Genomic DNA, 20,944 nt, shown 5'->3' on the forward strand with positions numbered 1-20,944 from the left:
GCCGGGCAGCCCGGGCGGGAGTCGGTTCGACCCTGGCCGGACCCTGATATCGCCCCTGAGCCGGCGCCGGGGAGGCGTTCGACGCGGCCCTGCTTCGAAGATCAGGGGAGTCTCGGGGGTCGACCCTGATGCCCGGGTCCGCCGACCGTGTGAGTATCGATGCCATGCCGGAAGCCGCCGCAGCGCCACTCGTCGAACCGCGGCCGCCGCGCAAGCTCTACCGCAGCAGCGACGGACGTTGGCTCGGTGGCGTGGCGCGGGGGCTCGCAGGGCACCTCGGGCTGCCCGTCATCTGGGTGCGCCTCGTCTTCGTGGGCCTGTTCATGGCGGACGGCCTCGGCGCGCTGCTGTATGCCGCGTTCTGGTTCTTCGTGCCGCTCGGCGTCGGCGGCGTCGGCGGACAGAGATCCCCGTCACTGGTCGGCACCGAGACCTCACCCGACGGCCGCCGCAGACTGGTCGCCCGCAGGCCGGACCGGGGTCAGATCGTCGCGCTGCTCCTCATGGTCGTGGTGGCCCTGGTCTTCGTGGGCAACGTGAATCTGAGCGGTGGCGCCAAGGTCTACCTCTGGCCCGTCGTCCTCGTCGGCGCGGGCGTCGCCCTCGTCTGGCGCCAGGCGGACAACGCCCGCCGGGCCCGCTGGGTCGAGGTCGGCAGCCGACGGCGCACGCTCACCCTGCTGCGTGCGGCGGGCGGTGTCCTCCTCGTCACCGCGGGCGTCTCCGGTGTCTTCGTGCTGCAGGGCTCCGCCGCTCACCTCGGCTCCGTCCTGCAGGCGGCCCTCGCGGTCCTCGTCGGGATAACGCTCCTCGCGGGGCCGTATCTCGTCCGTATGACCCAGGACCTCTCCGAGGAGCGGCTGATGCGCATCCGCGCACAGGAGCGCGCCGAGGTCGCCGCCCATGTCCACGACTCCGTGCTGCACACCCTGACCCTGATCCAGCGCAACGCGGAGAACGCGAACGAGGTGCGCCGCCTCGCCCGCGCCCAGGAGCGCGACCTGCGCACCTGGCTCTACAAGCCCGAGGGCACCGGCAAGGACGAGGCCGACGAACCCACCACGCTCGCCGACGCGGTGCGGCGCAACGCAGCGGAGGTGGAGGACAAGCACGGTGTCCCCATAGAGGTCGTCATCGTCGGCGACTGCCCGCTCGACGACGGCGTCGGCGCACAGATGCAGGCCGCGCGCGAGGCGATGGTGAACGCCGCCAAGTACGGTGGCGACGGCGGCGCCGTACAGGTCTACGCCGAAGTCGAGGGAAGGACGGTCTTCGTGTCGGTCCGGGACCGCGGCCCCGGTTTCGACCTGGACTCGATACCCGCCGACCGCATGGGCGTCAGAGAATCGATCATCGGCCGCATGGAGCGCAACGGCGGCACGGCGCGGCTGCGCGCGGTGCCGGACGGCGGCACGGAGGTCGAGCTGGAGATGGAGAGGGCGGAGAAGACGTGATGAGCGACCCGACCGAGGCGAACGCGGAGCCTACTGAGCCGACGGCTGCGGGCGGCGCGGGCGAGCGCCATGTGCGTGTGGTCCTCGTGGACGACCACCGCATGTTCCGTACCGGCGTCCAGGCCGAGATCGGCCGGACCGACGAGACCGGCGTGGAGGTCGTCGGCGAGGCCGCCGACGTCGATCAGGCGGTCACGGTCATCGCCGCGACCCGCCCCGAGGTGGTCCTTCTCGACGTCCATCTTCCGGGCGGCGGCGGGGTCGAAGTGCTGCGCCGCTGCGCCGCGTTGATGGCCGACGCCGAGCAGCCGGTCCGCTTCCTCGCGCTGTCCGTGTCGGACGCGGCGGAGGACGTGATCGGCGTGATCCGCGGCGGTGCGCGCGGCTATGTCACCAAGACGATCACCGGCACGGACCTCGTCAACTCCGTCTTCCGCGTCCAGGAGGGCGACGCCGTCTTCTCCCCGCGCCTGGCCGGGTTCGTCCTCGACGCCTTCGCCTCCACGGACGCCCCGCCGGTCGACGAGGACCTGGACCGCCTCACCCAGCGGGAGCGGGAGGTGCTGCGGCTCATCGCACGCGGATACGCGTACAAGGAGATCGCCAAGCAGCTCTTCATCTCCGTGAAGACGGTCGAGTCCCATGTCTCCGCGGTCCTGCGGAAGTTGCAGCTGTCGAACCGGCACGAGCTGACCCGGTGGGCCACGGCGCGACGGCTGGTCTGAGCACCGGTTCGGACGCTCACGCCACCCGGGTGGCGCCGGCGAACGGCATCTCGTCGATCGGCGCCAGCCGCACCGGAGCCGACGGATTCGGGGCGTGGATCATCTGGCCGTTGCCGACGTAGATGCCGACATGGCTGATGCCGGAGTAGAAGAACACGAGGTCGCCCGGGGCCAGTTCGGAGCGGGAGACACGCCGGCCCGAGCCGATCTGGGCGTAGGTCGTGCGGGGCAGGGAGATGCCCGCCGAGCGATAGGCGGCCTGGACCAGGCCCGAGCAGTCGAAGGAGCCCGGGCCGGTCGCGCCCCACACATAGGGGCTGCCGAGTTTGGCGTAGGCGTACGAGACGGCGGCCGCGGCACGGGAGCCGGGCGCCTCGGCGGTCGCGGAACCGGGCGCTTCCAGGCCGGTCCCCGTACCCGGGCCGGACCGTGACGCACGCGTGCCTCCGTCCTCGCCGAGGCCGAGGCGAGCGCGTTCCGCAGCCGGGACCCGAGCCAGCAGTCGCCGTGCCGCTGCCAGCTTCCCGGTGATCGTCTCCTTGTACCGCTTCAGTTCCGCCTGCCGGGACTTGAGCGCGGCCAGCTCGATGCGCGCGGCCCCGCGCAGCTGCTCGATCTCCCGCAGCTGTTTCCGTACGCCCGCGACGGCCGCCGCCTGCCGGGTGCCCGCCCGGTCGACGAACTCGGCTCCCTCCAGGTAGCGGTCCGGGTCGTTGGACAACGCGAGTTGCAGCGCCGGGTCGAGGCCGCCGTCGCGGTACTGCGCTGCGGCCATCGAACCCAGCGCCTCGCGCGCCGAGTTGAGCTTGTCGGTCTTGCGTGCCGCCTCGTCCCGCAGCGTGGACAGCCGCTGCTCCGCGGTGTCCGCCTTCTCCTTCGCCCCGTTGTACTTCTCGGTGACGGCCTCCGCCTCCTGGTACAGCTTGTCCGCCTTCGCCTTGACCTGCGCGGGAGTCAGCTCCGGTGCGGCGTGCCCGGTCCCGTCGAAGCCCGTCGCGGTCGCGGCGCCCGCCAGCGCGATCGTGAACGCGGTCCGGGCCGAACTGCCGCTGAGCGAGCGCCGGCTGGGCTTGCGGTGCGCTGCCACGTGGACTGCACGTCCTTTCGTAGGGCCGCCTTGTTCCGCCTTGTCCGCCCCGTCCCGACTTGTTCCGAGCGGCTTACGCGTCCGGCGGCGGCCCGCACAGGGGGAACGGGCTGCCGCCGGACCTTCTCGGCGGTGGTGTCCGACTGCCGCCCCTGGCCCGGGCGGCGGTGGGAAGCCGGCCACCTGGTGGAGGACGCTAAACCTGACGGTCTCGGCTCGGTAACGCGATGTGCGGAAGTGCCCCGGGCGGATCGCCGGGTGACCGTATGCGTCCGTGATCCGCAGCCCCTGCCGTCGACTTCACGCAGTCCGCTGACCGAAGTGACGGTTCCGGGGCCACGTCCGATGGTGAGCTGCTATGAGCCGCCGAGCCGCACAGACGCACGGTCCACGGGTGATGGGTGGGGCGGTGTCGGAGGCCCCGTGCGCCCCTGTTTAAGCTCCGGCCTCATGGACGTACTCATCCATCTCTTCGTCGGCCTGCACATCATCGGCATCGCCGCGCTGCTCGGCGGCTTCCTCACCCAGATGAAGGCGATGGGGCAGGGCACGGCCCGCTTCGTCCCCGGCATGCTGCACGGGGCGCTGACGATGCTGGTCACCGGCGCGATCCTGGTCGGCCTCAACCAGGCCGACGACCATCACGTCAACACCATCAAGATCGGCCTGAAGCTGGCCCTGCTGATCGTGATCCTCGGCCTGGTCTATGTGAAGCGGGACGACGAGACGGTGGACAAGAGCATGTTCGGGGTGGTGGGCCTGCTCACCACGGCGAACATCTTCATCGCGGTGCTGTGGACCTGATGCCGACGCGGGCCGACACGACGGCCCCCGCGGCGACGGCCACCCACGCCGCCACGGCGGTCCAGAGCAGCACCTGCCCGGGCCCGTCGAGCCATGGGACGTCGAGGGCGGCGGAGGCGGACAGCACGGCCGCCGCCGTCATCCCCATCGGGAACACGGTCGCCCAGCGGCGCGCGTCGTAGCCGAGCCGCGGCCGGAGCACCTCGGCGACCAGCAGTACGGCGTACCAGGCGACATCGAGCACGAGCAGCGCGAAGGTGACGGCGCGCAGCACGCCGCGGTCGTCGTCGTTCCACAGATGCAGGCGTGCGCTGTCCGCGGCGAGAAGCCTCGATCCGGCGAGCGCCGAGATGGCGAGCGCGCCGCCCGCCACCCAGTGGTCCCCGTGGCCCTGAGTGATCTGCCGCAGATCGAAGCGGGCCAGCGCGAAGCCGTAGAGCACGAGCCCGAGCCAGAACAGCACGAGTGCCGCGTGCGCGAGCCATGCCGTCGTCTCGGCTGCGGCGAGCGTGGCGCCGAGCACCGCGAGCCCCTGTGTGGCCACGCAACACAGGAACACCGAGCCCGGCATGCGATGCCACCAGTGCCGTACGACGTCCACGAGCAGCACGGGCCACAGCACGGCCGCCAGCGCGAGCAGGGCCTCGGCGAGGGTCTGCCGTCCGAGGTCGGAGAACCGGGCCCCGAGTACGGCGGTCGCCGCGACGGCGGTGAGCGAGCCCGGCGTCCGCGCCTCCGCCAGCCACCTCTCCCGGTCCCGCACCAGACGCGCGGCGAAGTCCGCCACCAGCCCCGCCCAGGCGACACAGGCCAGCACCAGGGCGATCCGGGACAACGCCTCGTACCCCGTCAGATGCAGCCCGACCGACATGACGCCGGTCGCCATCACGGCGGCCCCGGCCGTCGGCGAACGCTGCTCCCACCAGGTGCGGAAAGCGGAGGAGGCGGACATGGGGCCGAGCCTAGGGAGCCCCGCTGCCGAGGGGCGCGGGGCACGCGCGCGCGGGTCCAAAAACACCTGCACGCGCGCGTGCCCCGCTCCCGGGTGCGTCAGGCCGGCCGCACCACGCTGTGGATGATCGATTCGCCGCCGTAGTAGACCGACTCCTCGCGGACGTACGCGCCGGGCTTCGGGGCGTGGATCATCATGCCGTTGCCGATGTAGATGCCGACGTGGCTGATGTCGTCGTAGAAGAAGACCAGGTCGCCGGGCTGCGCGTCGGCCAGGGGGACGGTGGTGCCGGCCTTCACCTGGTCGTAGGTGGTGCGCGGGAGACTGACGCCGGCGGCCTTCCAGGCGGCCTGGGTGAGGCCGGAGCAGTCGTAGGAGCCGGGGCCGGTGGCGCCCCAGACGTACGGCTTTCCGACCTGCGCACGGGCGAAGGCGAGCGTCTTCTCGGCCTTCGTGGCCGAGGAGCCGGTGCCGGAGGTACTGCCCGAGTTCGCGGAGGAACCGCTCCCGCCGGCCGAGGTCTCCTCCTTGGCCTTCTGCTCGGCCGCCTGCCGCTCGGCCAGCTCGGCCGCCTTGCGCGCGGCCTCCTGCTTCTTCTTCTGCTGGATGGCCGCGAGCCGCGCCTTCTCCTCGGCGGTCAGCTTCGACAGCAGTTCGCGCGCGCCGGAGAGCTTGGTCTGCACCGTCGACTTGGCCGTCTGCAGGTCGCTCTGCGTCTCGGTGAGCGTCTCCAGGCTCTTGGAGGCCTCCTGCCGCTTCTTCATCGCCGCGGACTGCTCGGTGAAGTAGTCGTCGACCGCGCTCTTCTGGCGGGAGGTCAGCCGCCCCATCAGCTGCGTCTGGTCGAAGTAGTCCTGCGGAGAGTCGGCGAGCAGGAAGGTGGCCGTGTCGGGTGCGGCGGCGCCGGTCCGGTACTGGGCAGCGGCGTAGGAACCGAGTTCCTCCCGCTCCGCGTTGAGCTTCTGGGTGCGCTGGGCGACATCGTCGAGGAGGGTGTCGACGCGCTTGTGCTGCGTCGTGGTCTTCTCCTTGGCCGCGTTGTACTTCTCGGTGGCCGACTCCGCCTGGCGGTAGAGGTCGTCGACCTTCTTCTCGACTTCCTCGAGACTGGGCTGCCCGTCGGCGGCGGGGGCGGCATTGGCCGACTGGGACAGCAGGGCCACGGAGGTGAGGGCGGCCGTGGCGAGAGCGGGGGTGCGTATGCCCGCTACGCGCGTAACAGAGGGGCGTGACTTGCGGTGCGACGCCAAGGGAGGCGACTCCTTCCACGTTCCGCCTACCGAGTTAGCTGTCGGGTTCGGGCGGGTGGTTCGGAAGGGTTGCCCTATGGTCCGAGCCCCGGAAGGGAGTCGGACCGATTCACCCCGGGATCGGTGGGTCCCCGGCTCCGGATGCGCGGAGGCACACCGGACTCGACGGAGGCTGCGCGGCCCGGCGACGGTCGCCGGTGGGTGTCGTGCGGCCTGCTCGGAACGGTAGCCAACTCGTGTGGCCCGTGTGAAGGTTGATGTTCGATATGCCCGATACATTTTCGTGACCTTGGGTCAGAGTGTCGCGCGACGGGGTCCTTCCGGAAGTATCTGCGCAGATCTGCGCAGATGTGCGCGCACTTTGACCGGAATAGCGGAGTGCGCCCGCTTCCTGGCGCTAACTTCCAGCCAGTCGCGGTCGGACGCCCCGGGCGGGTGCGGGGGTACGGCCGTGAGGAAGGGGCGCAACACTCGTCATCGGCACATCGGCACATCGGCACATCGGCACATCGGCACATCGGCACATCGGCACATCGCACATCGCACATCGGCACATCGGCACATCGGTCGCCCTGGCCGCCACCGCGGGCATCGCACCCGCGAGCGCCTCCGGCGGCCACTCCGGCGGCAAGCCGGCGATCCGCGTGATCGCCAAGGCCTCGACAATCCGCGCCGGCTCGCCTACGACGCCGGTCATCTGTACGTCGCCGAGGCCGGCCGGGGCGGCAAGAAGTGCCTCGGCGAGGGACCGAGGGCCCGACCTGCATCGGCCTGACGGCGGCGGTCAGCAAGGTCTTCCGGGAGGGGGGTGCCTGGAAGCGCCACCGCCTGGTCGACGGCCTGCCCTCGGCCGGTGCGCCCGACGGCGGCTTGGCGGTCGGTCTGAACGGCGGCTCGGCCCGCCACGGCAGCGTCTGGGGCGTGGAGACCTGGGCCCCGCCGGAAGCCGGTGTGCCTATTGCCCCGCCCTGGGACAAGCTCGGCGAGCTGCTGTCGATCGACCGGGGCAGGACGAGGATCGCCGCCGACATCTCCGCGCTGGAGCCGAAGCGCAACCCGCACAAGACGGCCGTCGACTCCAACCCGTACGCCGTCCTGGCATCCCCCGACGGCCGCAAGATCGTCGAGTGGCCGTCGACCCGGGGGCGGCACGGTCTACGTCTCGGCCTGGCCGGTCGCGGACCGTGACGGCACGGTCCTGGAGGGCAAGAAGACGCCGGCGGCCAGATCTGGAAGATCCTCGGCTTCTGAGGCCGAGGCGCGCGAGGCCCCCGATTCGGCGGAAGTTCTCGGGGTGGCGGCGGGCTGTCAGTGGGGCACCCTAGACTCGGAAGGCGATGAGCAGCCTCTTTGACGACAGCTTCCTGGCGGATCTCAAGGCCCCCCGCGGCCACGAGGAAGAATCCCCGCCACCGCCCGAGGACGATCACCTGCCGGAGCCCGTTCCGGACGATCTGTTCGGCGGGAAGTTCGACGCGCCCCCGGACCGGGACGCCTACTACCGCGACGGCGCCCCGCGCCCGGCGATCGACGCGGCGGCGCTCCTGGACGGGTTGAACGAGAACCAGCGCGCGGCCGTCGTCCACTCCGGCACTCCGCTGCTCATCGTGGCCGGCGCCGGCTCCGGCAAGACCCGCGTCCTCACCCACCGCATCGCCCACCTCCTCGGCGAGCGGAACGTGCACCCGGGCCAGATCCTCGCGATCACCTTCACCAACAAGGCCGCGGGCGAGATGAAGGAGCGCGTCGAGCAGCTCGTCGGCCCGCGCGCCAACGCGATGTGGGTGATGACCTTCCACAGCGCGTGCGTGCGCATCCTGCGCAGGGAGTCGAAGAAGCTCGGCTTCACCTCCTCCTTCTCGATCTACGACGCCGCCGACAGCAAGCGGCTGATGGCCCTGGTCTGCCGAGACCTGGACCTCGACCCCAAGCGCTATCCGCCGAAGTCCTTCAGCGCCAAGATCTCGAACCTGAAGAACGAGCTGATCGACGAGGAGGACTTCGCGGCCCAGGCCACCGACGGCTTCGAGAAGACCCTCGCCCAGGCCTACGCCATGTACCAGTCGCGGCTGCGCGAGGCGAACGCCCTCGACTTCGACGACCTGATCATGACGACGGTCAACCTGCTGCGCGCCTTCCCGGACGTCGCCGAGCACTACCGCCGCCGCTTCCGGCACGTCCTGGTCGACGAGTACCAGGACACCAACCACGCCCAGTACGCGCTGGTGCGCGAACTCGTCGGCACGGCGGCCCACGACGAGGACGTACCGCCCAACGAGTACGACCTCCCGCCGGCCGAACTGTGCGTCGTGGGCGACGCCGACCAGTCCATCTACGCCTTCCGCGGGGCGACGATCCGCAACATCCTCCAGTTCGAGGAGGACTACCCGGACGCGACGACGATCCTGCTGGAGCAGAACTACCGCTCCACGCAGACGATCCTCTCCGCGGCCAACGCGGTCATCGAGCGCAACGAGTCGCGCCGCCCCAAGAACCTGTGGACCAACGCCGGCGCGGGCGCGCGCATCACCGGTTACGTCGCCGACACCGAGCACGACGAGGCCCAGTTCGTCGCCGACGAGATAGACCGCCTCACGGACTCGGGCGACGCGAAGGCCGGCGACGTCGCCCTCTTCTACCGCACGAACGCCCAGTCCCGTGTCTTCGAAGAGGTCTTCATCCGCGTCGGCCTGCCCTACAAGGTCGTCGGCGGCGTCCGCTTCTACGAGCGCAAGGAGGTCCGGGACGTCCTGGCCTACCTGCGGGTGCTGGCCAACCCGGAGGACTCGGTGCCGCTGCGCCGGATCCTGAACGTGCCCAAGCGCGGCATCGGCGACCGCGCCGAGGCGATGATCGACGCCCTGTCCCAGCGCGAGAAGATCAGCTTCCCGCAGGCGCTCAAGCGCGTCGACGAGGCGTACGGCATGGCCGCCCGGTCGGCGAACGCCGTCAAGAAGTTCAACACGCTGATGGAGGACCTCCGGACGATCGTCGAGTCGGGCGTCGGCCCGGCGACCGTCCTGGAGGCGATCCTCGAACGGACCGGCTACCTCGCCGAGTTGCAGGCCTCCACCGACCCCCAGGACGAGACCCGGATCGAGAACCTCCAGGAACTCGCGGCCGTGGCCCTGGAGTTCGAGCAGGAGTCCGGTGAGGGAGAGGAGCCCGGCTCGCTCGCCGGCTTCCTGGAGCGTGTCGCGCTGGTCGCCGACTCGGACCAGATCCCGGACGAGGACGAGGACGGCTCCGGAGTCATCACGTTGATGACCCTGCACACCGCCAAGGGCCTAGAGTTCCCGGTCGTCTTCCTCACCGGCATGGAAGACGGCGTCTTCCCGCACATGCGCGCCCTCGGCCAGACCAAGGAGCTGGAGGAGGAGCGGCGGCTCGCGTACGTCGGCATCACACGCGCACGTGAACGGCTGTATCTGACGCGGTCGTCCCTGCGTAGCGCATGGGGCCAGCCGTCGTACAACCCGCCGTCCCGGTTCCTGGAGGAGATCCCGGCGCAGCACGTCGACTGGAAGCGGACGGGCGCCACCGCACCGGTCGCCTCCGGCCCGGCATCCGGAGTGGCGGCCTCGCTGTCGTCCTCCCGCTCACGTTCGACGGCATCGGGCGCGTCCGGCTTCGCCACCCGCCGGGCCTCCGACAAGCCGGTGGTCTCGCTGGCGGTCGGCGACCGGGTCACCCATGACCAGTTCGGACTCGGCACGGTCGTGGCGGTGAAGGGCACGGGCGGCAACGCCGAGGCGACGGTCGACTTCGGCGAGGCCAAGCCGAAGCGGCTGCTGCTGCGGTACGCGCCGGTGGAGAAGCTGTAGGAACAGCGGGCCTGGGCCTTGGGGGTGCAGCCCCCGGGTCCTACGTCGGGTCCAGGCCGTGGCTGCGCAGCCACGGCAGCGGGTCGATCGCCGAACCGCCGGCCGGCCTGACCTCGAAGTGCAGGTGCGGACCGGTCGAGTTGCCCGAGTTCCCGGAATACGCGATCGGCTGGCCGGCCTTCACCGATGCGCCGGTGGAGACGCGGTAGCTGGAGAGGTGGCAGTACCACGTCTCCGTACCGTCCTTCGCGGTCACGATCATCATGTTGCCGTACGCGCTGTTCCACTGCGTGCGGACGGTGCCGTCGACCGCGGACATCACCGTCGTGCCGTACGAGACCGGGAAGTCGATGCCGGTGTGCACGGACATCCAGTTGACGCCGGCCTGGCCGAAGTAGGCGCTGAGCCCCTTCTGGGCGACCGGAAGGGCGAACTTCGGGCGCAGCCGCTCCTTGCGGGCCGCCTCCTCCGCAGCCTTCTTCTTGTCGGCCGCCTGCTGGGCCTTGAGATCGATGCGCTCCTGCGTACGGCTGGCGCGGTCGGCGAAGTCGTCGGCGCCGGCGGAGAGGCTCTGGATCTGGGAGTCCAGCTTGTTGTTGGCGGCGGCCGGTTTCACCGCATGCGCGTCCGACGCGCTCGCCGAGGTGTCCGTGTCGCCGCTGAACGTGCCCATGGACGCGGCGGCGATACCGGCTACGCCCATCACACACGCCGAGGGCACGGCGATCGTCAGCAGCGCGGAGCGCTTGGCGGGCGCACGGCGGCGGGAACGGCTCCCGCTGCGCGAGGCCGCACGCGACGCCGGAGCCGGCGTGACCTCTTCCTGGTCGTCGAGGAGCGGGGCGACGGGAGCGAGGGAGGGCAGCTCTCCGGTGGCGTCCAACGGGCCGCCGTCCGGCGTGGGCTGGTCGTACGAGCCCTGATCGGCCTGCTGTTCGTAGTCGTCGGCGGGCGCGGCCGCGTCGTGGCCTTCGTGACCGTTGTGGCCTTCGTGGCTCTCGGCGTTCCACCGCGTGGCGTCGTATGCCCCGGTGTCGAAGGCCTGGGTGCCCCACTCCCACTGCTGGGTCCGGTCGGCGGGGGCGCCCGACTGATCGGGCTGGAGCCAGGCGTTCGCGTCCCACTGCCCGGAGACGTCGGGCCCGGTGGCTTGCGGCGGGATGGCGGAGAGCGGCTGGTGGCCGGCGTTCCAGTCGGTCGTGTCGTACGCGCCGGTGTCGTAGGCGGCGTAGTGCTGGGCCGCGTACGCGTCGTAGTTCAGAGTCTGGTGACTGCCCGTGGCCCACTGCTGCGCGTCGTACACACCGGTGCCGTCGCCCGGGAGGCTGCCGAACAGGGGGTCGGCGTCGAAGGTCGTGGTGGCGTGACCGGCGGTCGCAAAACCGTTGGCGTCATAGCCGCCGTACGTGGTGAAGTCGTCGTGCTGGGCTTCCTGCGTGCCGTACGAGGCATAGTGCGCCGTGGCGGCGTCGGAAGCCGGAGCCGGGGTGGTCAGGGTCCCCGACGGGTGACGATCGTTCACCAACTTCTCTTTCGCCTCGACAACAGGGGCTGCCAGAGCAGTGCGGCGACTGTACCCGCCGGTATACGGGCTCGACAATCTTCAACAGGTTTCGTGCGCGAAGTAAACGGGCATTCGGCCGTGTTTCGGGGGAGGGCGGGCGCGAGTTTGGCCCTGCGTTCGAAGAATGTTCGAGGCCGACCGGCCGTCTGAAGGCCCTCCGAGTGCTGTCCTCGTGCCCCGGCGCACAACGTTTGCCCGTAAAGGAGCGGCGTCCGGTGCGTGCCCTGGGGGGCCTGCTCTGGGGCCCCGGCCGGAGGAGGCTGGGGGAGTGCCGGGTGCGCGCCCTCGTACGTGGACGTACTTGGGCCTGTGCCCGGCGCAGCGAGTGGGGGCACCTTCACTCCCACACCCTTGAGGCAGTGGGGGAGCGCGCTGGGCGTCGCGACGGGCGAACGTCGCCTGCCGGGGCGCGAGCGCTGTTCGAGGGTCGTAGGCCTGCTGTGACGGGGGGCGGTCAGGCCACTGTCAGGCCGCCGGTGTGGGCGGCGGCTTCGGCTCCTGTCCGCTCGGCGTCCAGGGCCTGGCGTATCCCGGTCGCGACGGCGGGATGCACGGGCAGGGCGAGATGGCCGATCCCGCTCACCCGTACGTTCTGCACCATCAGGTCAGGGTGGTCGATACAGGCGGTCTCCAGCGGGTCCATCAGGTGGTCGAGGTCGCTCCAGAAGCTCACGAATTGCGTACGGCAGCCCGGGGCGGGCCGGGTCAGCTCCTCGAGCAGCGCCGAGCCGGGACGCATCTGGCGCACGATCGGGTGCGCGTTCGCCAGCGGCACCACCCGGGTGCCGGAGTGCGGGGTGCCGAGCGTCACCAGCGTGCGGACGCGGATGTCACCGCCGAGCCGCTGCACGTAGTACCGCGCTATCAGCCCGCCGAGGCTGTGCCCGACGACATCGACGTGCTTGCTGCCCGTGCGCTCGCAGATCTCCTCTATGTGCCGACCGAGCAGCTCGGCCGCGGTGCGGATGTCACAGGTCAGCGGCGAGTAGTTGAGCGACTCGACCTGCTGCCTGCCGTGCTGGGCGAGGCTGCGGCGCAGCAGCACGAAGACCGAGCGGTTGTCGATGAAGCCGTGCAGGAGGACGACCGGGGGTTTGGTCTCGGTCGGCAGCTGTGCCGCGCCGTCCGTGGAGGGGAGCCGGGCCGATGATCCCCGGCGTTCCTGCGTGATACCGGAGGGATAGAGGAGGAGGTGGCCCGCGAGGATCGCGAACTCCAGGGCGGTCGCCTTCAGCAGGGCCAGGGAGAGTCCCGCCAGTCTGCTCGGAAGCAGCCGCTGACAGAGCGGAAGAAGGGGCGTCGCTGCCCTGGTGACCTTCATGGCCGGCCTCCTGTCGGCACGCAGGAGGACGCCTCTGTCCCCCGTGTGCCCTCGTGAGAAGCCGCGAGGAAGGCGGTCGACGGTTCTTCATGCCGTCGTCGACACACCGCACCGCCACGGCGCGCGGTCTGCGGTGCCGTGCTGCGGCGACCTCGTTGCGGCTCCTGTTGCGCCTGTTCCCGCCGGAACGGTGCGCGGTGAACGTGTCCCATCGTGTGATTTCCCCCTCGGCCAACTCCGTGAAACTGCCGGTTGCGGGATGCTGGCGATAACGTTCGTTCACATTCCCGGCCGGTGCGGGTACTGCAGTACTTGTCGGTAGGGATGAGTGCAGTCGCTTCATGGAGGCAGACATGGGTGTGGACGCCGGTCCGATCCGCGTGGTGGTGGCCAAGCCGGGGCTCGACGGCCACGACCGGGGTGCCAAGGTGATCGCGCGGGCGCTGCGCGACGCCGGTATGGAGGTCATCTACACCGGGCTCCACCAGACTCCGGAGCAGATCGTCGGCACCGCGATCCAGGAGGACGCCGACGCGATCGGGCTGTCCGTTCTCTCCGGCGCCCACAACACGCTGTTCGCCGCGGTGATCGACCTGCTCAAGGAGAGGGACGCGGAGGACATCCTGGTCTTCGGCGGCGGGATCATCCCCGAGGCGGACATCCCTCCGCTGAAGGAGAAGGGCGTCGCGGAGATCTTCACGCCCGGGGCGACCACCCGGTCGATCGTGGACTGGGTGCGGGCCAATGTTCGACAGTCGGCGGGGACTTAGGCCTCCGGCGGCGCGGCCGTCGTCCGGTGCGGGCTGGACGGGGTGACCGGCCCTGGGGGCTGCGCCCCCGGACCCCCCTTCGGCCCGAAGGGCCTCGTCCTCGGACGCCGGACGGGCCGGAGACAGCCGGCCGACCCCGGAAGAGCGCCGCCGCCCGGAAGGACGGCTTCCTACGCGCCCAGCTCCTCCGCCATCACCGCCCGCAATCGCAAGGTCGTGACCAGGCGCTGGAACGCCTCCGCCCAGTAGCCGCCCGCGCCGGGCGACGCGTCCTCCGGTTCGTCCGGTATCGCCAGGAGGCCGTCGAGGCGGCTCGCCTCGCCGGGGTCGAGACAACGCTCCGCCAGGCCCATCACTCCGCTGAAACTCCATGGATAACTTCCCGCGTCCCGCGCGATGTCGAGTGCGTCCACCACCGCCCGCCCCAGCGGCGCAGTCCAGGGCACCGCGCACACCCCGAGCAGCTGAAAGGCCTCGGACAGACCGTGTGTCGCGATGAACCCGGCCACCCAGTCGGCCCGTTCGGCGGCGCCGAGGGTGCCGAGCAGTCTGGCGCGCTCGGCCAGTGACACCGCGCCCGGGCCGCCGGCCTCCGGGGCGGAGGGCGTCCCGAGCAGCGCCCGGGCCCACTCCGGATCCCGCTGCCGCACGCAGGCCCGGCACCATGCCGCGTGCAGCTCGCTCTGCCAGTCGTCCGTCACCGGCAGCGCCACGATCTGCCGGGGCGTACGCCCACCGAGCCGCGCGGACCACGTCCCGAGCGGTGTCGCCTCCACCAACTGGCCGAACCACCACGACCGTTCACCCCGTCCTGCCGGCGCCTTGGCCACGACACCGTCACGCTCCATGCTCGCATCGCACTCGTGCGGAGCCTCGACGGTGATCGTCGGTGCGTCCCGCGCGTGGTCCACGGCCACGCACGCCGTGGCCCTGACGGCCATCCGGGCGGCGAGCGCCGAACCCGGCAGCGCGGAGAGCAGCTCGGCCGCCGTCGCCCTCACATTGCGGCTGCGGTCCGCCAGCGCCTGTTCCAGGAAGGGCTCGTCCTGCGGGCCGAGTCCCGCGCGCAGCGAGTCGAGGAACATCAGACGGTCCTCGGCTCGCTCCGCCGACCAGGTCGTCGTGAGCAGTTCCCGTGCGGCGGCGGGCTCGCGGGCGCGTATGCCGGACAGAAGCGCGACGCGCTCGGCGAACAGGCCCTCCTCCCACAGGCGTCGGGTCTGCTCCGTGTCCTCGGGATGCGGCAGAGCGGTGCCTCCGCCCGGCGTCGCGCGCAGGGCGAACCGCCAGTCCGGGTTCAGCCGGGCCAGCCACACGGCCCGCGGTCCCGCGAACGTCAGCGCCGCCGGCCGCAGGTCCGTACGCCCACGGGCCGCGTCCAGCAGTGCGGGCAGCAACTGAGGGGCCGGCGCGAAGCCGCGGGCGTTCGCCGTCGCGAGCCACTGGGGCAGCAGCTCCATGAGGTCCGGAGCCGTGCCTCGGCGGCCGCCGACCGTGCCGGGACGGTCGGTGAGCAGCAGCGTGAGCCTGCGGGCCGCAGCGGCGGGCAGCGCGGGACGGGGGTCCTCGGAAGCCGGTTCCGGCCTGTCGGCCGCCCGGGCGGGACGCAGCCCCGCCCGCCGCCGTACGGTCTCCGCGGCCGCCGCGTCCAGCAGCGCCACCGGTGCCTCGCGCCCCGGTGCACCGACGGGCGGGGTGCGCCGCTCCGTCCCGAGCAGCGCCACCGTGACCAGCTCCTCCCAGATGGCGGGGGCGGGCGCATCCACAGGCGTGGACGTCCTGTTCATGCGGTTCCTTTCGCTGCGCTGCGCGGGGTTGCTCGGTCGAGGACCGCTCGACTGCTCGGGCATGGATGGAGGGTGAGGAAGAGGAGGCGGGGTGTGGTGGGCCGGGTCAGCACAGCTGCACCGCCTCTCCCGCTTCTTCCGGCCAGGCCGTGAGCGGTGTGAAGCCGCGGTGGCCGCACTCGCCGAAAACCCTGACCGGAGCGCCACCCGAGAGGGCCACCAGGCGCCACAGGCCGGGCCGGGCACGGACGGCGGGAGTCAGAGGCAGCGCCGCTTCCCCGTCGGCGTCCGCCAGTTGCCATGAGTCGCCGTCCGGGATCGGTATGACCCGGCCCAGCGTGACCGGGACGGAGTCCAGCCACGGGTCGGCCCGCAGCGCCTCGCCGTAGCGGGCGGCCGCCTGGGCCGTCGTCACTCCCGGCGGCCGTGCCTGCGCAGGCGCCGGCGGTGCGAACTGCTCGCCCAGGGCGGCGCGCAGCTGCCCGGCACCCGGGTAGGCGGACACCTCGGCGTCCAGGGTCAGTCCGACGGGCAGTGCGAGTTCCGGGGCGCGGCCTGCGGCGCCGTAGGAGAGCAGCAGTGCGGTGCGGTCCGAGTCGGTGCCGTGGAGCCAGATCCGGCGGGTCGTCAGGCGCGAGTCCGCCGTGTCGTACTGGGCGAGGACCAGCCAGCGGTCCCTGAGCGGCGGGCCGTCCGCCGATCCGGGCAGGCCGATGCGGGAACGGACCGTCGCCGCCAGACCGTCAGGCAACTGCTCGCGGTGCAGCCAGCCCTGGTCCAGGAGATGGAGCAACGCGCACTCCTCCAGCAGGCGCAGCGGCCAGCCCGGTCCGGACGACGGGATCGCCCCCAACTCCCGTACCCGCGCGGCCAGTCCCGGTGCCTGGGCGTCGACCATGCGGGCCGCCGTCTCCTCCCACAGCCCGTACCCTGCCTGCTCCGCGCTGGCGAGACCGCCGCGCAGCAGATCCGCCAGGCGCTGCTCCAGCTCGGTCGCGCCGGCGGTGATCCGCTCGGCCCGGCGCTCCGCCCGGCGCCGCGCGGCCTCCGGATCACCGGATCCGGAAGAGGAACCGGCCGCCCCCGCCGCCTGCTTCTGTCCGGCGCGCTGCCTTCTCCCCTCCATCCACTGCTCCGCCCAGTCCGGCACCTGCCCCCGCGGCACCGCGTCGTCCCCGCCCGCCCAGAGCAGCAGCAGGCCCAGAGCGTGCTTGCACGGGAACTTTCGGCTCGGACAACTGCACTTGTACGCGGGACCCGCCGCATCCGCGATGTCGACGACCGTCTGATACGGCTTGCTGCCACTGCCCTTGCACAGCCCCCACACAGCCCCCTCGTCGGAACTCCCCGCCTCGGACCACGGCCCCGCCGCACCGAGTTTGCTGCCCGCCTTGCGTGACGCGGCGTCAGGCGCCAGTGCCAGCACCTGATCCGCGCTCCAGCGCACCCCCTGCTGAGTCATGACATCGAAGGTAGGTCCCACCACTGACAATCGGCCTCGCGAGCACGTTTGCCCAGGTCGGAACGCATTGTCAGTGGCGTGGTGCACGGTTGGTGACAGATCCGAACCGGCCGAGCTGGAGGGGGCCCTCAGCCATGTCTGTGTCCGTGGAACCGACGACCGTCGAAACAGCCGACGTACCTACGCAGGACCCGGCCGAGGCGTTGCGACCGCACGCCGAGAACGCCTTCGCAGGTGAACTCGCCGCGCTCGCCGAGCAGGACGACCGCCCGCGCCCGGCCCGCTGGCGGCTGTCGCCGTGGGCGGTGGCGACATACCTGCTCGGCGGCACCCTGCCGGACGGCACGGTGATCACGCCGAAGTACGTGGGCCCGCGCCGCATCGTCGAGGTCGCCGTCACGACACTCGCCACCGACCGCGCCCTGCTCCTGCTCGGCGTCCCCGGCACCGCGAAGACCTGGGTGTCCGAGCATCTGGCAGCGGCGGTGAGCGGCGACTCGACGCTGCTCGTGCAGGGCACGGCGGGCACGCCGGAGGAGGCGATCCGCTACGGCTGGAACTACGCGCAGTTGCTCGCCAACGGCCCGAGCCGCGACGCCCTCGTGCCCAGCCCGGTCATGCGGGCCATGGCGGAGGGGATGACGGCGCGGGTGGAGGAACTGACCCGTATCCCGGCCGACGTGCAGGACACGCTGATCACGATCCTCTCCGAGAAGACGCTGCCGATACCGGAGCTGGGGCAGGAGGTACAGGCGGTCCGCGGCTTCAATCTCATCGCCACGGCCAACGACCGCGACCGTGGGGTCAACGACCTCTCCAGCGCCCTGCGCCGCCGCTTCAACACGGTGGTGCTGCCGTTGCCCGAGAGCGTCGAGGCCGAGGTCGACATCGTCTCGCGCCGCGTCGACCAGATCGGCCGCTCCCTCGACCTGCCGGCCGTGCCCGAGGGCGTCGACGAGATCCGCCGTGTCGTGACCGTCTTCCGTGAGCTGCGCGACGGGATCACGTCCGACGGACGTACGAAGGTCAAGTCGCCGAGCGGCACGCTGTCGACGGCGGAGGCGATCTCCGTCGTCACCAGCGGGCTCGCGCTGGCCGCTCACTTCGGTGACGGCGTGCTGCGGGCCGGCGACGTTGCCGCGGGCATCCTCGGCGCCGTCGTCCGCGACCCGGCGGCGGACCGCGTCATCTGGCAGGAGTACCTGGAGGCGGTCGTCCGCGAGCGCGACGGCTGGAAGGACTTCTACCGGGCCTGCCGGGAGGTGAGCGCGTGAACGACCTGGGGTGGGGTCGCACGGGCGGAAGCAAGCAGCCGGGCGGGGAAAAGGGTTCGGGCGGCTCCGTGTGCAAGGCGTACGAGGGCGGCGTTCGGGGGTTGCGATGGCGAGGGGGACGGTGTGACAGGGGCTGAGAGGGGTGGGAGCGGTGCTGCCGGGGAAGGGCCGCTGTTGCTCGGCGTACGGCATCACGGGCCCGGCTCGGCACGCGCGGTGCGGGCGGCGCTGGACGCGGCCCGGCCCCAGGTCGTGCTCGTCGAAGGACCGCCCGAGGCCGACGCGTTGATCCCGCTGGCCGCCGAGGAGGACATGCGGCCGCCGGTCGCCCTCCTCGCCCACGCCGTGGACGAGCCCGGCCGTTCGGCCTTCTGGCCGCTCGCCGAGTTCTCCCCGGAGTGGGTCGCGATCCGGTGGGCCCTGCAGCACGCGGTCCCGGCACACTTCATCGACCTGCCCGCCACGCACACGCTGGCCTGGGGGAAGGGCGAGGGGGAGGACCTCGGAAAGGAGACGGGCGCCGGGGGCGAGGACGACGCCGATCCGGCCGCGGGCGGCGGAGCCGGCACGGACGCCGAGGTCCGGGTCGACCCCCTCGCCGTGCTCTCGGAAGCCGCCGGTCATGGGGATCCCGAGCGGTGGTGGGAGGACGTCGTCGAGCATCGGGGGGCCGGCGAGGGGGACGCGTTCGCGCCGTTCGTCGTGCTCGAGGAGGCCATGGGGGCACTGCGCGCGGTGTACGGCAGCGGAGGGCATGACCGGGATCTCGTGCGGGAGGCGTACATGCGGCTGCAGGTGCGGGCCGCGCAGCGGGAGTTCGGGGACGCGGTGGCCGTCGTGTGCGGGGCCTGGCACGTGCCCGCTCTGCGGGAGAAGACGGCTGTCGCCGCGGACCGGGCGTTGCTCAAGGGACTGCCCAAGGTCAAGGCGGACATGACGTGGGTGCCATGGACGCACCGGAGGCTGTCGCGGGTCAGCGGATACGGGGCGGGGATCGACTCGCCGGGTTGGTACGGGCACCTGTTCGCCGCCCCGGACCGGCCGGTCGAGCGGTGGATGACCAAGGTGGCCGGACTGCTGCGCGAAGAGGACCGGATCGTGTCCCCGGCGCATGTCATCGAGGCGGTGCGGCTGGCGGAGACGCTCGCCGCGATGCGGGGCCGGCCGTTGCCGGGACTCGGCGAGACGACCGACGCCGTGCGCGCCGTGATGTGCGAGGGCTCGGACGTGCCACTGGCGCTGGTGCACGACCGGCTGGTCGTCGGGGACGTGCTGGGCGAGGTTCCGCAGTCCGCGCCCGCGGTGCCGCTGCAACGGGACCTGGACCGGACCCAGCGCAGGCTGCGGCTCAAACCGGAGGCGCTGGAGCGGGAGCTGGAGCTCGATCTGCGCAAGGAGACCGACGCCGGGCGCAGCAGGCTGCTGCACCGACTTCGGCTCCTGGGCGTCGCGTGGGGCGAACCGGTGGCCTCGCGGGGGAGTACGGGCACGTTCCGGGAGACGTGGCGGCTGCGCTGGGAGCCGGAGCTGTCCGTGCGGGTGGCGGAGGCCGGGGTGTGGGGTACGACAGTGCTCGCCGCGGCGACGGCCAGGGCCGAGGCGGACGCCGTCGCCGCGCAGGCGCTGGCCGACGTCACCGGGCTCGCCGAGCGCTGCCTGCTGGCCGAACTCCCGGCAGCGCTGCCCGTGGTGATGCAGGTCCTCGCGGACCGGGCGGCCCTTGACACGGACGTCGGCCACCTCGCGCAGGCCCTGCCGGCCCTGGTCCGCTCCCTGCGGTACGGCGATGTGCGCGGCACGGACACCGGGGCGCTGGCGGGGGTCGCGGCGGGTCTCGCCGAGCGGATATTCGTCGGCCTGCCACCGGCCTGTGCGGCCCTGGACGCGGACGCGGCCGAGGAGATGCGACGCCATGTGGACGCGGTGCACGGGGCGGTGGGGCTGCTGAGCGACGTGCCCGCGCCCGAACACCGCGATCTGCGTGACCGCTGGCACTCGGTCCTGCGCGTGCTGTCCGTCCGGGACACCGTGCCCGGTGTGGTCCGAGGGCGGGCCGTGCGGTTGCTGCTGGACGACGGGGAGTTGGGGCAGGACGAAGCGGCGCGGCTCATGGGGCTCGTGCTCTCGCCGGGAACGCCGCCGGGGGACGCGGCCGCGTGGATCGAGGGCTTCGTCGGCGGAGGTTCCGGCGGCGGGATGCTCCTCGTCCACGACGAGCGGCTGCTCGCGCTGGTGGACGCCTGGCTGACCGGGGTGCCGGCGGAGGCGTTCACGGACGTACTGCCCCTGCTGCGGCGGACGTTCTCGGTGTACGAGCCGGGCGTGCGCAGGACGCTGGGCGAACTGGTCCGGCGCGGACGGGGGGAGCGGGGGAGCGTGACGGCCGCCGGCTCCGGCATACCCGGTTTCGCGGCCGCCCTCGACCTCGGGCGCGCGGAGGCCGTGCTGCCGGTGGTCCGGCTGCTGCTCGGCATCGCGGAACCCGGTGGCCCGAGGGGATCGGAACAGCACGTCGGCAACGACCTTGTGGGGGTGGCGGGATGACAAAGGACCGAATGCCAAAGGACCGAATGCCAAAGGACCGAATGCCAAAGGACCGAATGGCGACGGACCGAATGCCTAAGGACCGAGTGACGGAAGCGCGCGAGGACACCGGCGCGACGGCCGTGG

15 protein-coding genes and 1 riboswitch are annotated in these 20,944 nt (G+C 71.9%); of the genes, 8 read left to right on the plus strand and 7 right to left on the minus strand.

The annotated features are described in order from the left end of the window. Positions 1 to 164: 164 nt before the first annotated feature. The gene (locus OOK07_RS26725; protein ID WP_266683979.1) at positions 165 to 1,454 is read left to right on the plus strand and encodes an ATP-binding protein; all 1,290 of its coding nucleotides are present in this window, start codon (positions 165 to 167) and stop codon (positions 1,452 to 1,454) included. Beyond that, positions 1,454 to 2,179, plus strand: a complete 726-nt coding sequence (locus OOK07_RS26730; RefSeq protein WP_266519847.1) for a LuxR C-terminal-related transcriptional regulator — start codon at positions 1,454 to 1,456, stop codon at positions 2,177 to 2,179. Before OOK07_RS26725 ends, OOK07_RS26730 begins: the two co-directional genes overlap by 1 nt. Before the next feature lie 16 nt (positions 2,180 to 2,195). On the opposite strand, the gene OOK07_RS26735 is transcribed toward OOK07_RS26730, so the two are convergent. Beyond that, complete coding sequence (locus tag OOK07_RS26735) at positions 2,196 to 3,266, minus strand: C40 family peptidase (RefSeq protein WP_266683980.1); 1,071 nt, start codon at positions 3,264 to 3,266, stop codon at positions 2,196 to 2,198. 450 nt (positions 3,267 to 3,716) lie between these two features. Here OOK07_RS26735 and OOK07_RS26740 point away from each other — a divergent pair, with 450 nt between their 5' ends. After that, positions 3,717 to 4,070, plus strand: a complete 354-nt coding sequence (locus OOK07_RS26740) for a hypothetical protein (RefSeq protein WP_266683982.1) — start codon at positions 3,717 to 3,719, stop codon at positions 4,068 to 4,070. On the opposite strand, the gene OOK07_RS26745 is transcribed toward OOK07_RS26740, so the two are convergent. Continuing rightward, the gene (locus tag OOK07_RS26745) at positions 4,048 to 5,022 is read right to left on the minus strand and encodes a tellurite resistance/C4-dicarboxylate transporter family protein (RefSeq protein WP_266798922.1); all 975 of its coding nucleotides are present in this window, start codon (positions 5,020 to 5,022) and stop codon (positions 4,048 to 4,050) included. The two genes, OOK07_RS26740 and OOK07_RS26745, sit on opposite strands and share 23 nt — an antisense overlap. A gap of 98 nt (positions 5,023 to 5,120) precedes the next feature. Next, a complete protein-coding gene (locus OOK07_RS26750) occupies positions 5,121 to 6,272 on the minus strand; it encodes a C40 family peptidase (RefSeq protein ID WP_266798924.1) in 1,152 nt (383 codons plus the stop codon). Positions 6,273 to 6,280: 8 nt separating this feature from the next. Beyond that, positions 6,281 to 6,436: riboswitch (cyclic di-AMP (ydaO/yuaA leader) on the minus strand. Between the two features lie 568 nt (positions 6,437 to 7,004). Here OOK07_RS26750 and OOK07_RS26755 point away from each other — a divergent pair. Together OOK07_RS26755 and pcrA are read left to right on the plus strand one after the other, a co-directional pair. After that, the gene (locus OOK07_RS26755) at positions 7,005 to 7,460 is read left to right on the plus strand and encodes a hypothetical protein (protein WP_266798926.1); all 456 of its coding nucleotides are present in this window, start codon (positions 7,005 to 7,007) and stop codon (positions 7,458 to 7,460) included. Between the two features lie 149 nt (positions 7,461 to 7,609). Then, entirely contained in the window at positions 7,610 to 10,096 is a 2,487-nt protein-coding gene (gene pcrA / locus OOK07_RS26760) for a DNA helicase PcrA (RefSeq protein ID WP_266683989.1), read from the plus strand. Positions 10,097 to 10,136: 40 nt separating this feature from the next. Here pcrA and OOK07_RS26765 read toward each other — a convergent pair whose 3' ends face one another. Both OOK07_RS26765 and OOK07_RS26770 read right to left on the minus strand, forming a co-directional pair. After that, positions 10,137 to 11,618, minus strand: a complete 1,482-nt coding sequence (locus tag OOK07_RS26765) for a M23 family metallopeptidase (protein WP_266798929.1) — start codon at positions 11,616 to 11,618, stop codon at positions 10,137 to 10,139. Between the two features lie 496 nt (positions 11,619 to 12,114). Further along, positions 12,115 to 12,981, minus strand: a complete 867-nt coding sequence (locus OOK07_RS26770; protein ID WP_266683992.1) for an esterase/lipase family protein — start codon at positions 12,979 to 12,981, stop codon at positions 12,115 to 12,117. A 353-nt stretch (positions 12,982 to 13,334) separates the two neighbouring features. Between OOK07_RS26770 and icmB the strand changes: the two genes are divergently transcribed. Further along, on the plus strand, positions 13,335 to 13,751 hold the full coding sequence (gene icmB / locus OOK07_RS26775; protein WP_266683993.1) for a coenzyme B12-dependent isobutyryl CoA mutase small subunit: 417 nt from the start codon (positions 13,335 to 13,337) through the stop codon (positions 13,749 to 13,751). Positions 13,752 to 13,921: 170 nt separating this feature from the next. Here icmB and OOK07_RS26780 read toward each other — a convergent pair whose 3' ends face one another. Then, positions 13,922 to 15,538 (minus strand): DUF5691 domain-containing protein, encoded by a 1,617-nt coding sequence (locus OOK07_RS26780; protein ID WP_266798931.1) that lies wholly within the window; start codon positions 15,536 to 15,538, stop codon positions 13,922 to 13,924. Between the two features lie 106 nt (positions 15,539 to 15,644). Next, a complete protein-coding gene (locus OOK07_RS26785; protein WP_266683997.1) occupies positions 15,645 to 17,000 on the minus strand; it encodes an SWIM zinc finger family protein in 1,356 nt (451 codons plus the stop codon). A gap of 134 nt (positions 17,001 to 17,134) precedes the next feature. Between OOK07_RS26785 and OOK07_RS26790 the strand changes: the two genes are divergently transcribed. After that, a complete protein-coding gene (locus OOK07_RS26790; protein WP_266798934.1) occupies positions 17,135 to 18,274 on the plus strand; it encodes an ATP-binding protein in 1,140 nt (379 codons plus the stop codon). Between the two features lie 123 nt (positions 18,275 to 18,397). Continuing rightward, the gene (locus OOK07_RS26795) at positions 18,398 to 20,818 is read left to right on the plus strand and encodes a DUF5682 family protein (RefSeq protein ID WP_266798936.1); all 2,421 of its coding nucleotides are present in this window, start codon (positions 18,398 to 18,400) and stop codon (positions 20,816 to 20,818) included. Positions 20,819 to 20,944 lie beyond the last annotated feature (126 nt).

The organism is Streptomyces sp. NBC_00078 (assembly GCF_026343335.1).
Classification (GTDB): domain Bacteria; phylum Actinomycetota; class Actinomycetes; order Streptomycetales; family Streptomycetaceae; genus Streptomyces.